Consider the following 13,837-nt stretch of genomic DNA (forward strand, 5'->3'; position numbering starts at 1 on the left):
CGATCAGCAAACAGATTCCTAGAGCAACGCAACGCATAATAACCTCCGACGAATCACAGAAATTGCAGTTCAATTTCAATTGATGTGCTTACTCTTCATCCAGCAAACCGGACATCTTCAGACGCAACAGCTTGTCGAGATCTTTGCCGTCAAACCCGTGACTCTTTGCCTGTGCCAGAAATTTGTCGTCAAGGTGAAAGACTGCCGCGCGGCGCAACTCATCCATCGTAATTTTGGGAAACTGCTGCTTTAGCCAACCGACATACTCCGGAGTTACACCCTGCGCCTTCAGCGAGATGAGGTCTCGGAGATTCAGATCGCCAAAGTCGGTCTTCTTCATTGCAGCGGCGTATTCCGGAGTAATCCCGAGCGCCTTTTCTGTCGTAACCTCATGAAAGTCCTTTGCACCCAGACCGCTCTGTTTCAGTTCCGCGACATATTCCGGCGTCACGCCCAGCGCCTTGAGCGAGAGCAACTCATGCACCGATGGCTTGCCAAATCCAAGTGCGCCCATCGCCTTGGCATATTCCGGCGTCACACCCAGCGACTTCAGCGAAATCAGTGTGTTCAGATCGTTGTTCAGATCCAGCGGATACCCAGCGTCGCGCATCCCGTCAATATAGGAGATCCCTTTCGACTCGGACCGGGTCTCGGTCTTCGCTTCGGCCTGCATCATAGTCAACTCGGAAGAACGCCCCCCACCGGCCCTCAGCGACGAAACCTCAACGGCCTTCTGAACACCCGCCGGCTTTGATGCCTGTCCTCCAACCTGCATGACCGCCCGGCGCGTCTGGAATTTATCCGCGGAGGCGCCTTGTTGCATTGTTGGATCAAAATTTGGATCAACGATGATTGACGACGCGGCTGGCTTGATCGCCACAATCCGATCGGGCGTCGGCTGCGAAGCTGCGATAGCTTCCCTAATCTTCGGTCCAAACAGCAGTCCAAACATAACCACGGAAACTGCCGCCAATCGCACGCCACCAGTTATTCGATGCTCCATCGGTTCAACCCCTCCCAATACTTTCTCAATGCGTCCCAGCAGTACTCCTCCGCGGCCCTTAAACGCAACGGCGAGTTCCAGTCCCCTGGCTTTTTCCTCTTCCAATCGCAACAGAGTTTGAGCGTAGACAACCGGATCGGAACAGCTTTTCACCGCGATCTCATCACAACAAACCTCTCGCCGGTCGCGAACGATGCCGCTGATCCACCACACTGCCGGATGAAAGAAGAGCAAGGTTTCCAACGCGGTCTGCAACAGATTGCAAGCATAGTCCCAGCGGCGTATGTGGCCCAATTCATGAGCCAGCACAGCCTCGAGTTCTTCTCGGCTCAAGTGCAGAATGGCGCTGACAGGCAGGATGACTGTCGACTGCCAAACCCCCATGACCATTGGCGAGATCACTCGATCAGATACACGCAGAATAATCTCGCTGCCTACATTTACCCGCTTGCATACGTGCAAAAGGCTCGCTTTAACATCGTCAGGAACGACACCACAAGCGGTTCTTCGCAACTTCTCCAAGTGCCACCAGCCGCCAGCCGCCCGAACAGCAAGCAGCAGGATGCCAAGCATCCAGATCCCGTCGATCCACGGTATCCATGGGAGAAGCAACCGAGTATGGGATGCCAGCCAACCCTCCGGACTCTGCGCTCCGTCAACCAGCGTCACGGGAGATGAATGGTTAATCGACGGCTGCAAAGGAGGCATGAATGTTACCTGCATCGCCTGTCCGCCATTCTCAACGGCCCTTGATGGCGCCATATCTCGCATCTCGATGGCAAAGGTCGTCATTACAGTCGCGGGCATCAGTGCAAGAGCCCCGAGCGCCAGCGCGTACCGGATTCCAGAGGATGCGCGCAAGGTCATCCGATCAGCGCAGGCAAACATCAGCGCTACGATTGCCCCTTGCCAACAGAAGTGCAGCAGCGTCCATCCCAATGCCAATGATTCGTCGTAAGTCAGCCAGTTGACCGCTAATCCGCTCATTGTCGATCTCCCTGCATCCCTGATATTTAATTGTTGCGCGAGGCTTCCTTCTTCCGAATCAACTCACGGATCGCCTCTAACTCGGTATCGCTCGACTTTTCCATCTCAAGGGCTCGCAAAGCCAGTTGCGCTGCGCTGCCTGAGAAGAACCGCTCGCTCAACTCCCGCAGAAATCTGACCTCGGTGTCAGCCTGCGAAACCGCCGCGCGATAAACATGTGCACGCTCGCGCTCGTCGCGTTCCACCAGCCCTTTGTCGGCCATGATTTGCAAGAGTTTCAGCACCCCTGTGTAGACGACATCCCGCTTGAGATTCACTGCCTCATAAAGCTCCCGGACGGTGCCCGAGCCGCGCTCCCAGAGGAGCGCCAGCAACTCCAGTTCCCCTTCGGTCGGCCTCTGTATATCTCGCTTCTTCACCATGAGCCAGACAATATACGAGGAGATTCGTAGATGTCAACGAAATAATTCGTAGCTCGGAGAAAGCTCTCACGGCTCGCCTGTCGAACGAATCAAAACTCCTGGAACCGATGCCTTGAAATTCAGGCATCGGTGGCCAGCCAACGTCTATGGCTTCACTCCGTTACGGTCGGATCAAGCCACCCGCCATCGTTCGCTATCAGTTGATGCGCCTCTTCGGGGCCCCAAGTGCCCGGCGCGTAGGAATAGTACGGAGCGACGTTTCCGAGAACCGGTTCCACGATGCGCCATTGCGCCTCGACAAGATCCTGGCGCGAGAACAGTTCCGTGTTTCCCCGGCTGGCATCTCCCAGGAGCCGTTGATACGGGGGCATGTCATCTGCCGCCTGCCGGCGCAATTCCAGCTCGACATCCCGGCCCACCATGCGTTCCCCTGGGGTCTTGACGCGGACTCCTAGCCCGATCGACATGTCCGGACTGACGCGGATTCTCATGTGCGCCGACGTATTCGGCACATGCTCTCCAAAGGTCTCCTTGGGAGGCCGTTTGAATTCGACCAGGGCTTCCGTGCAGGTAACAGGAAGCATTTTGCCGGCACGAATGAAGATTGGAACTCCGGCCCAACGCCAACTGTCGATCTCTAGCCTGATCGCGACAAAGGTCTCGACGGTCGACCCGGGAGCGACGCCATGAACCTTGCGATAGCCCTCGTATTGACCTCGTACGACGTCCTCGGCTTTTAGCGGTCGAATGGCCCGCATCAATTCGCCCTTCCGATCCCGCGCCGCGTCGTTGTCTTCTCCGGTTGGAGGGTCCATTGTGAGGTTTGCGACCACCTGCAGCATGTGATTCTGAACAACATCCAGAAGCGCGCCTACCTCATCGTAGAAATGGCCTCTATCCTGAACTCCGAAGTTTTCAGCCATCGTGATCTGAATGCTGCGAACGTGATCGCGATTCCAGATTGGCTCGAACATCGGGTTGGCAAAACGCGTGTATAGGATGTTCTGCACTGGTTCTTTGCCCAGATAGTGATCGATACGAAAAATGTTCTCTTCGGGAAAATACTGCTGGAGCATCCGGCCAAGCTCTTTCGCGGATTTCACGTCTCGCCCAAAAGGCTTTTCGACGACGACTCGAGCATTCTCGGCACAGCCTGACTTGGCGAGATTCTCCGCTACAGCTCCGAAGAGGCTTGGGGGAATAGCGAGATAGTGCAACGGTCTCTGCGCCTGGCCCAACTCCGCACGAAGCTGCGCAAAGGTGTTGGGATCGTTGTAGTCGCCATCCACGTACTGCAGCAGATCCAGGATCTTGTCGCAGACCGCGGGATCGACACAGCCGTGATGCGCGAGGCTATCTTTGGCGCGAGCTTTGAGCTGATCCAGGTTCCAGCCAGCTTTAGCCACGCCGATGATCGGAAGATTGAAGCCTTCGTCGCGGATCAACCCGTGGAGCGCGGGAAAAATTTGTTTGTAGGCAAGGTCGCCGGTTGCGCCAAAGAATACGAAGGCGTCGGAATAAGCAGCGGTCATGATTGATCCTCCAGGTGCCAAGGTCGAGTAACCCTCATTGAGGATTTCGCCTCCACATCTGATAAAGTCCCCAGGCGGAAAGGGTGCAACAATCTTGGATTGTGCCGTCGAGCATCATCTTCTCAAACTCGGCGATAGAGACGGAATGGGCAACCAGATCGTGCTCTTCAGGATCCGGATCTTTCTCGGTGACGGTGAGCCCGGTGGCCAGAAAGACATGCTGCTTCTGATTCGAGTAACCGTAGGCGATCCACATTGCTCCCAGATAGACCATCTGGGCTGCGTGGAGCCCAAGTTCCTCTTTGAGTTCACCCCTGGCAAGCTCCTCAGGATCGACTCCGCCCATCTCCCAGCCGCCCTGCGGCAATTCCAGACATCGCTTCTGGATCGTGTAGCGGAATTGCTCGACGAGCCATACCCGCCCTTCCTCCTTTTCAAGATCCAGAGGAATGATAAGCGCGCAGTCGTCCTTGTCGACAACGCTGTAAATACCTTGCTTGCCGTTGGAACGCAGGATCTGATCTTCCCGCACGGACAGCCACGGATTGCGGTAGACTTCGCGAGTGGAAAGCGTGAGGATGCTCTTGTCTTGAGGCGGCTTTTCAGCGCTCATGGCTGGCGTATCTCGAGTTTTTCCGGGGTTGGCGCTTCCGGCAGCGACGGCACATCTTTGTATTCGATCAGAGCCTTATTGCGATTGGACAGGAATTGCAGTTGTCCAAGGAGAATTGGGATTTGCTGCAGATGTGAGTGAAAGCCATACAACAGCAGAGTGCTCCAGGGAGCTGACTTCCAACGGGACTGCCGCGCGGTCCGGGCTGCTACAGCGAACAGAAGTAGAAACCAAATCGCAATCGGCAAAAGCGACAGGAGGGCAACCGAGGCCGTTAGAGCCAGAACCGGACTCAGGAGCCAGAAGAGACCCCGCAGGCGGTTACGCCGCGCATCCTCTGACCACATTGGGTCAGAAGTATCGCGAAAACGGGCTGAAACCGCTGCAAAAGCATAACCGGCTCGCAGGGAACGACGCCAATATTGGGAAAAACGGGTAATGGCAAGGTCGTGCAAAGTCATCGGATGATCGATGTGCTGGATGTGCCAGCCAAGGGTGCGCATGCGACGACACATCTCCGGCTCTTCGCCGGCGATGAGTGTCTCATCGAAACCATCCACCGACTCCAAAGCTGCACGACGCATGAGCACATCACCGCCGCAGTAAGGGGTTTCACCGGGAGCAAAAACCCAATCGAGATCCAGCACGCGGACATAAATGGAGATGCACGGACAGATTTCGCGGCGATGGCCCCAAGCGGCTGCGTTGGTTGGATTCTTCCGCAGCTCGGCGAGCGCGGCGAGCGGGAAATCCGAGTTGAGTATCGTGTCGCCATCCAGAAAAAGGATCAGCTCCCCGGTTGCGTGGCGCCAACCGAGATTGCGCGCGCGAGCGGCGGTGAATGTTCCCGGAGATAATGGCAATACGGTAGCCCCAAGGCGTGCGGCGAGATCGAGGCTGCCGTCTGTGGATCCGGAATCCACGTACAGTATCTCGGTTGGTTGCCAACCCTGAATGGCCTGGGAACTCAGAATGCAGCGCTCCAGACGTTCCCCTTCATTGCGGCCGATAATGACGACCGAGAGATCAGGCAAAACAGGCAATGGCCGGAAGGAAGAGTTGGCCCCCGTCATGGCTGCATCTCCACGGTTTGAGAATCTCGCTGAATAGGGACGGCGGGCACGCCAGCCACCGTCGTTCCGGCGGCAACATCCTTGGTAACCACAGCATTAGCCCCGACGGTTGCGCCATCCCCGATCGTGACGCCGCCGAGGACGACCACTCCGCGGCCAATCCAGACTTCTTTGCCGATGACGATCGGCTTCGCCTGATGAGCCGAGTCACGGAGGGTTCGGCCCTCCTCGCGGGTGTGATTGGCATCGCGAATGCTCGTGTACTCGCCGATCATGCTTCCCTCTCCAATGAAAATCCCTGCGTAAGCCACCAGATGAACGCCGCTGGATAGAACCACCCTGTCGCCCAGGACTATCTCACCCTCTCCTTCAGTTTCAAGATATTGATGAGGATAGAGCAGTAGCCCTTCACCGCAACGGATGCGTCCTGTGCCATAGACACTTGGCCTCCCAAGAACGACTGTGCTTGCTGGCAGCGGAACCACTAGCTTGGCCTGCAACACAGCAAAAGCACTCACGCGCTCCCAGCCCTCGACAACATCGACTAAGAGCTTGCGGCCAAAAACCAATGGCGCTGCCAAAGCAGATTTCGTCACTTTCGGAGGCATACCAGCTTCTTTCGTAAATTTCGGCTTCCGCGCATGATATTTGCTCTTGCTGCCTCAAATCGTCTCACGGAAACTATCTTGCGCCAACTACAAGAGGCAAGTCTGAGCGAGCGGAACGAAAACGGCTCCTCCATCCACCATCGCAGAACTCCAAATGCGCCGGAAATCACTCCTAAGTGGAATTCCGGCGCCCAAATATTACCCCCAAGTGCCAGCCCGGAATTACGCTACAGTCCTCTAAGTGTGTATCGAAGCATATTACAAGAAAACAAAGTAGCAAAAAGACCCAGACAGAATCGTCCCGTATTGGTCAGATTAATTTTCGCGACCACATCTGGGCCAGAGAATCGAGGTTTCTTGCAAGATTATACTGGGACTCGACTGTCTCTCTGGCCTTTTGAGCAAGTTGATGTCGAAGAGCGGCGTCATTCGCGAGTATTTGCAAAGCACTGAACAGAGTTTCGGGGCTAGCCGGAGGAACCAGTAACCCGTTTCCCTTGTTTTCAATTAATTCGGGTATCGCCGCAATCGTTGTGCTAATGCATGGCAGTCCCAATGCCATCGCTTCCATCAAGGCCACCGGCAACCCCTCGGCGAAGCTGGCCAGTACGAAAACCTCGGCTTGTGAAACCTCGGAAAGCGTTGGTTGATGAGCCATCGCACCCAGAAATCGCACAGACTTGTCCAATCGCAGCCGAGTAGACAGAGCCTGCAGAGAGCCGCGCTCCGGCCCATCTCCAATTAACGTACAGGAATAGCGGACGCCTTCGGCAGAAAGGAGGGCCAAAGCTTCCAGCAGGATGCGATGACCTTTCGCTGCAACCAAACGCCCAGTGCAGACGATGCGCAAAGGACTCTGCCGGTTAGCCGCATCCGGGAGATCAAGCTCCTGCGGGCGAAGCGCAAGACAATCGACGCCCAACCGGATCACTTCCACGCGGCTCTTGTCCAGTCCGGGAGCTATGCGCAGGACCTGGCTGCGACAAAAGTCGCTGATGCAAATCACGAAGCTGGCCGACTCAATCTTCCGCCGCAGGTAGAAGGCCTCCTGATCGAAAAACTCGTCAGGACCGTGCAGAGTGAGCGACCATGGAATCTTCCATGCCAGGGCCGTGAGCATGCCCACGGTTGCCACCGGTCCGCCGAAATGGACATGCAGATGAGAAAGTGATCGAGTACGCATCCAGCGACCCACCAGCAACGCCTCGGCGAGATAGAACATTACGAAGGCGCGACTCTTAAGATCCCAATCGCCGAGACGGAGCGCGGCAAGCAGCCCTCGAAAGACAACGTCAGGACGGGAGAACGCTATCGCAAGGAGCTGAGACGCAACCGCTGCGAGACCTCCGGATTTGACGTAATAGGTGTGCTCTGCCTCCGCGGCCTCAACTGGAGGCAGATCTTTCTTGGGGCGATCTGGTAGGTTGATGGAAGCCACTTCGATAGTCATCCCACGCTCCCGTAAACCAAGCACCTCTTTCAAGAAAAAGGTGTGCGAAACCGCCGGATACCTGCTTAAGAGGTAACCGATGCGCAGCCCTTGCCTGCCTTCGACGGCAAGTTGAATTTGGGAAGATTTTGGCAACCTGGCTTCAGTATACGAGGTGAGATTAGATAACCGAATTCGGCAGTCGAGGTTCCAGACCGTGTTCATCAAAACCGTTGCGTGTAGCCCGAGGTACGTCTGCTACTCCTCGGCAGCAACACATTGCCTGCCTTGCGAGATGCCATACCGCCCATCGCGAGAAGATATGGAAGAATCATCGCTCCATTGAGCAAGTTGTCGAGCGCGACCATCAAGATGACCGCAACCAGGGCCCAGCGAAGATCTGAACCGTCCCGATAGTCGCCATCGACGGGCAACCAGACCGAGCGAATGACTGGCAGAAACAGGATCGAACCGAATGCAATCAATCCCACCAATCCATACATGCCAAAAACAAGTAACCAAAGACTCCAGGGTCGCGAGTCTCCGCCTTGCCACCAGTCCCATTGTCCTGAACCGAAAAGCGGGTGGCGTAGCGCCATTGCAATATGGCCCTCATCACGTGCTATCCGCCATGCGAAAGACTGCCGTCCAATCGATGCCAAGCCGTTCGCGATGGAATGAACCGTGCCATTTCGTTGCGCTAACGCGCGCAAAGATACCAGATTAGTCATCCGAAATGCGGCAAAAAGGACAATGCAAAGGAATAGGATGGCAACCGATACGCGAAGGACAGATCGCTGTCTGAACAACGTTAACGGAGTCAGGATCAGCAAAAGGAGAATGCTGCCGACCGATTGGCAAAGCAGAGTAGTAACGGCCAACCCGACTGCAATCCATCGCGGAGACAAGCCATAAATAATAGGACGCAAGCGCCTGCGCGCAAAAAGAGAAATGGCAATAAGGGTGGCTGCTGCCATCCAGATGCCCAATTGGTTACCGTCTTCCAGGAAACCGATGGGACGATAGCCGAGATAACGCTCTGCGCCTATCCAGCGATATGGCTGATATCCGTAGAGAAGGGCATACAACTGAGGTCCCACGCATATCTCCAGAAGACAGATCGGCACATAAGCTACTCCCGCGATCACGTAGGCTTTAGCGGCAAGTAGCAGCGAATCGTGATCGGAAAAGTAAGTGCGACCGAGTATCCATGGCACGCCCCAGGAGATGGCCTGGTAGACGGCGCCAAAAACTCCCTCGCCAAGAGTATTCCAATGCGTGATGGCCGAGATCAGCGGTACACAACACCATACAGCCATGGGGATGTCGCAAATATCAAATCGAATTCTCTTCAAATCCGCGGAGTAAAAAAGGAGCATTCCTCCAAAAGCCGCTAGTCCCGTAACCGTCGCCTTAGTCAGGAAATAGTCCGTCGGGAGACAAACACCAAGAATCCAGTACGGAAACTCGTCCGTCGTGGGCTTGTAATTTGCCCCTGGCAAAAGCGCCCACCCGCCGAGAAAATTCGCGAGTATCGCAATGCGAACCGGATAACGCCGAAACAGATAGATGCCAACGGGTATCCAACCTATAAGGACGGCTAGCGGGATTAGAGGCATAAGATTTCGACGGAAACTCCTCCGCCATCCTCCTCTCGTTCATAACGATTCCGACATGAGGGCCCTGTGAGGGGAGAATAAGGCCTAGGTTGACAGAGCTCACACAGATGATAGCAGTTATCTTTTAAGGCAAAGGCATCCAAGGCTCGAGCATCGCTTAGCTCCACGCATATCGAGATTTCCTGGCCATAAGGTGATCCTCGACATATACATGACTCAATTTGTACCGGACTATACGAGCAACAACAATGGATGGTGACCGTTGATTCATCTGGACAACTCTGATCATTCATCAGAGTTGAGGATCTCGCGGAATCCCTGGGGTTCGCAAAGGTGGATGCCAATGAATCCTCGGCAGAGACTGAGGTTCCCCCAAATAAACATTCGCTTAACGTTGGCCCTGTCAGGAAAAAGGCGAGGCCGCGAAGAGTCGCTTCGCGGGTCCGAGGAATCTCACAATTACGGCTCTTTGAGTTGTTGCATTTGCGAGGGCAATGTGATCTGATTAGAACAAATAGCACCTCAGTACAGAAGCGATCTCCTCCCCAGGAGTTGTTCTGGCGGTGAATTACTTTTTGCCTTCGGTTGCTTTGTGATCTGGGCTTTATGGCTACAGACACGGGATCGATTGGGTTGTAGTTGAATTTTGTCTGGATGGTTTAGTCCAGCATGTACATCTTGAAATACGCTATTTCCTGCCTTGTAACAATGCCGTTTCCACAATTTGCGTAATTCGAAGGCTATCTATTTGGTAGAGCACCGACGCCAAGGTTTGACTTTGGCGATGGCCTCTATCGAAGAGAGAGATCAGACAATTCTGCGTGCCCCCTAGCCGCGTGTATGTCGTCAGCGCTACGGGTCACTCATAATTGGCGGCGGTGGTCCACGCAGATTTTTGACTGTATTCGATTGAGTCTAAGTTCCTCGGACTGGTTGAACTTTGCGTCGTTCGCGGTAACGGCGAGTGTGAAGCGGCAAGCATCATTGCAAAGGTGTCACAAAGGAGGAAGTAGTGCAGTTTCAGCAACACACCAGTAAGCTTCATCGAGACCCTATGACCATTTATGGGATAGATGAGGTGAACGTGGTCTTGCCAAATCCGGAAGCCCCCCACTATGAACCTAGGCTTCTTTTGTGCAAAAAACGAGGACGCACTCTAAGGTTTAAGGATTTCCAATTACAGCCTCCGCGCTGCCAGGTAACCGCAATTCGGAGGCCCGACCTCAACATCTCATCGGTGCCGCACTTAGCTCCGCGTAAAAGTAACCTCTCAAAGCCCTCCCTAATTCCGCTGTTTCTCTCACTCAACATCCTGGATGTGATTGGAAATTCAGATAGTTGGGTGCCGAGTCCGAATGCCAGAACTAAGCGACCTGCAACAGACAGGAATGAAAGTAACCAAAATTTACACACTTTGGTACTCAAATTGATGGTTACTTTGGTATGCTCACTTCAGAACCAAAAGTTGTAGTCCACGTTCTACTTTCGCTGCACGTTGCCGATCCAGTAGGTGAGAACAAGCTAGGCGAACTCTTCCGAGAGCAGTAATGAATCGCCACGCTGACTAACCGTTCTGGATCTCTGAATCCGCTTAGGAATGCCGTTGCCTTTTCATGTTTTTGACTAAGGGAACCTCCTTCCAGGGACTCAAAGGTCCTTATGAGACCCGTCCTTGGTGAGGAGAACTGTAAGTGTGTCTGCTCCCTTATTTGTGCAAGTGAACCCCGGATTCATTTCCGTATTCCGCGTGCAAGCGCTTATCGATTTAGGAGAAAGTTCGATGAAGAGATTCTTAGTTCAGGCCACAGGGATGCTTTCCGTCCTCATGATGGCTATCTTTTCTGTTTCCGCATCAGGCCAGACGTTGTCTCTCAATGATAAGAGCGTCATTCAGAACAAGCTGAATCGCATTGGCATGAATATCGGAAACATTGATTCCCAGGGGAATGGGCAGATACTGAAAAACCTGATCGGTTCCGGTAATCCCGGGTTCGAGCCTTTGCAGAACCAGCAGATTTGGACTCTAACCTCAGCCGGAACGACGAACACGTTCACGGTGCCCGATCGGAACGATGGAGTTCCGGCGAACTACTGGGCAGGAGGAACCTTCTCAGTGGTTGAGTCGCAGTCGCGTGGTGCTGAACTTGGTTGCACAGGCACGATCGCGTCCAACACCGGCACAAATCATCTGGCATCCAACGTGAGCACTAAGGTCGCTCCCGTGATTACGGTTTCCTCGGAATGCGGCGCTCCGTTCAGCGCTGGCGACACAGTGATTATGAGGAAATCCACGTATCCAACTCCTGAGTCCTGGTGGGAAAACGGTGGGCTCGGTGGAACGAATGGAACGGTGAGCGGAGGCGCGAAGCTTCTTTCCGACACAACCGATCTCTGTTCTGACTGCGGAACGCAGGCGTTGAACATGAACGCCTCTGCTGCTGGATCCTCGGCGATCGCGACTTGGCTTTTTGATACAGATTTCCGGAGTAATTTGTACGTCTTAATCGACGGCACCTATCAGATCTCCTTCTGGGCCAAATCTGCGTCCGGGAATCCAGCACTGAGCGTTTCCGCAAGCCGCGTTTCCAAGGGCGGCTTCAATTGCGGAACTTACACGCCGAAACTGACTTCCAGCTGGGCACAATACACCCTGACATGCACGGCATCTGAATCGGCTGCCGGCACAACGCCGGGCGTGGCGAATGTTTCGTTCGCAACAAAAGGCGGATCCATCTATCTGGACAATGTCAGCTTTGAAAAAACCGCTTCCGATTCCAGCAACACGACGGTCCTCCGCGACCAGGTGATTCAGGCGCTGCAGAACTATTTCGGCTCGTCGACGAGCAACAATGCAGGGATGTTTCGCTACGGCGTAGGGCAGAACGGCGAGACGATCGCCAACTGGACTCAACCAGACCATGCGCGTTCACCCGCGGCTGCGGGAACCGGATACTTTGTGGCTCCGAACGGCGCGGGGGCGATGCATCTGTCCCTTGAGGACTATCTGGTCATTTGCCAGTTGTTGAATGTACAGCCGTATCTCGAGGTTCCAGCAACATTCTCGACGAATGATGCAGCGAATCTGATCGATTTTCTCGCCGGCTCCTCAAGCTCGACCTATGGTAGCCGCCGCTCGGCCCTGGGCCAGGAAGAGCCCTGGACCAGCGTCTTCAGCACGATTCATCTCTCCTTCTGCGACGAATGCTGGAACGGAACCGCGCTGCCAGGCCAGTCTCTGCCCTACCGCGCCGGCGCTCCGAACGGTGAATACTACTACGACTACAGCGTGCGCGCCCGGGATATTTTTGAGGCGATGCGTGCCAGCAGTGCTTACTCGGCGTCCTCCTTTGACCTGGTCATGGGCGCTCAGACTTCGGTCAGCAAATCGATGGACGCGGCGATCCGCCGGGCGCGTCCGGATTCCATAGAGATCGGAAGCAATCTCTATGGCACGGTCAACAGCTACGGATCTGACGCCGCTCTATGGCAGCCGGCGGTGGTCGAACCATACGAAATGGTGACCAACCCAGCCGATCCCAGCAACTTCTACCAGTCCGTGCATGATTATCAGTCCCAGAAAACCTGCGGAGTGTCGGGCACGGCAGCTTGCAATGTGCACATCTACGAGGGCGGCCAGAACACCATCGCCGGCAATATCGATCAGCAGCACCTGGACTACATCAACTCTGGAGCCGGACAAGCAGTGATATCGGCCCTACAGCCTTTGCTGGATCTTCAGTACTACGGCATCAGGTCTCAGTCTTTGCTGGGGTTGGCAGGAGATAAGAGCAGTGACACGAACGGCAAAACCTTGAAGTCTCTTGGTGGCGCTGTTGATATGGGCGGGACGACGAATAACATGCGTCCAGAATTCCTGGGCTTGTCGCTGGTGAATCAGTCTATGATTGGTCCGATGTACGCCTGCCCGATCTCCAACAACCCGGCGTATAACTTCGCAGGTTCGGCAAACGGCAATTCTCCGATACCCGCGCTGAAGAACGTTCCCTATCTTTATGCCTTCTGCTTTCAGAACGGGAATAATCGCTCGCTGGTTCTCATTAACACCGACATTTCCGGCTCCCATACCGTCAGCTTCGCCGGCATCAACCTGCCTCAGGGAACAGTCACGGTACGGCAGCTTGCGCCGAACGATTTGAACGATATGAACGAGGCTCCAACAGGTGCGGCCAACGGTCAGACGGCAGCGTCGGTAGCCGTAGAGACGAGCACCCTTTCGAGCCCCAAGTCGATTGCTCTGCCGAGTTTCTCGGTTACGGCGCTCGATTATACGGTCGCAGAATCAGTGGTGCCTCCGGCAATCTCCAGCAACATTCAGACGACTGAGACACTCGCCAATGCACAGGCACACACCAACCTCTCGGCATCAGCTGCAACCACGGCCACCACAACGCCGATCATCAATTATCCGAACGGCTTCGGTAGCAGCTGCGACTCGGCGAACCTTTGGTTGGAGAACAACGCCTCGTGCGCTTCCCCTTCCGTCCATGTCGTCCCGCACGTAGTTCACAACGCATCGAATATGTTCTTCAA

The 13,837-nt window shown here is 54.8% G+C and carries 9 protein-coding genes; 1 reads left to right on the top strand and 8 read right to left on the bottom strand.

Features of this window, described 5'->3' with window-relative positions:
* Window positions 1–88 precede the first annotated feature (88 nt).
* The 8 genes from OHL23_RS17540 to OHL23_RS17575 form a co-directional block, all read right to left on the bottom strand.
* Window positions 89–1,990, bottom strand: coding sequence for a M56 family metallopeptidase (locus OHL23_RS17540; RefSeq protein WP_263353208.1), 1,902 nt, complete (start codon window positions 1,988–1,990; stop codon window positions 89–91).
* Between the two features lie 26 nt (window positions 1,991–2,016).
* On the bottom strand, window positions 2,017–2,412 hold the full coding sequence (locus OHL23_RS17545; protein ID WP_263353209.1) for a BlaI/MecI/CopY family transcriptional regulator: 396 nt from the start codon (window positions 2,410–2,412) through the stop codon (window positions 2,017–2,019).
* Window positions 2,413–2,564: 152 nt separating this feature from the next.
* The gene (gene zwf, locus OHL23_RS17550) at window positions 2,565–3,944 is read right to left on the bottom strand and encodes a glucose-6-phosphate dehydrogenase (protein ID WP_263353210.1); all 1,380 of its coding nucleotides are present in this window, start codon (window positions 3,942–3,944) and stop codon (window positions 2,565–2,567) included.
* Window positions 3,945–3,978: 34 nt separating this feature from the next.
* Window positions 3,979–4,557, bottom strand: a complete 579-nt coding sequence (locus tag OHL23_RS17555) for an NUDIX domain-containing protein (protein WP_263353211.1) — start codon at window positions 4,555–4,557, stop codon at window positions 3,979–3,981.
* Window positions 4,554–5,630: a glycosyltransferase gene (locus OHL23_RS17560; RefSeq protein ID WP_263353212.1), complete on the bottom strand. Its 1,077-nt coding sequence runs from the start codon at window positions 5,628–5,630 to the stop codon at window positions 4,554–4,556. The genes OHL23_RS17555 and OHL23_RS17560 overlap by 4 nt, the downstream gene beginning before the upstream one ends.
* Window positions 5,627–6,238: an acyltransferase gene (locus tag OHL23_RS17565; RefSeq protein WP_263353213.1), complete on the bottom strand. Its 612-nt coding sequence runs from the start codon at window positions 6,236–6,238 to the stop codon at window positions 5,627–5,629. The genes OHL23_RS17560 and OHL23_RS17565 overlap by 4 nt, the downstream gene beginning before the upstream one ends.
* A gap of 310 nt (window positions 6,239–6,548) precedes the next feature.
* On the bottom strand, window positions 6,549–7,688 hold the full coding sequence (locus OHL23_RS17570; RefSeq protein WP_263353214.1) for a glycosyltransferase family 4 protein: 1,140 nt from the start codon (window positions 7,686–7,688) through the stop codon (window positions 6,549–6,551).
* A gap of 203 nt (window positions 7,689–7,891) precedes the next feature.
* Window positions 7,892–9,286: a hypothetical protein gene (locus OHL23_RS17575; RefSeq protein WP_263353215.1), complete on the bottom strand. Its 1,395-nt coding sequence runs from the start codon at window positions 9,284–9,286 to the stop codon at window positions 7,892–7,894.
* Window positions 9,287–11,066: 1,780 nt separating this feature from the next.
* Here OHL23_RS17575 and OHL23_RS17580 point away from each other — a divergent pair.
* A partial coding sequence (locus tag OHL23_RS17580; RefSeq protein WP_263353216.1) for a hypothetical protein occupies window positions 11,067–13,837 on the top strand: 2,771 nt, incomplete at its 3' end.

Origin of the sequence: Acidicapsa acidisoli (assembly GCF_025685625.1) — a bacterium.
In the GTDB taxonomy this organism is placed as follows: Bacteria; Acidobacteriota; Terriglobia; order Terriglobales; family Acidobacteriaceae; genus Acidicapsa; species Acidicapsa acidisoli.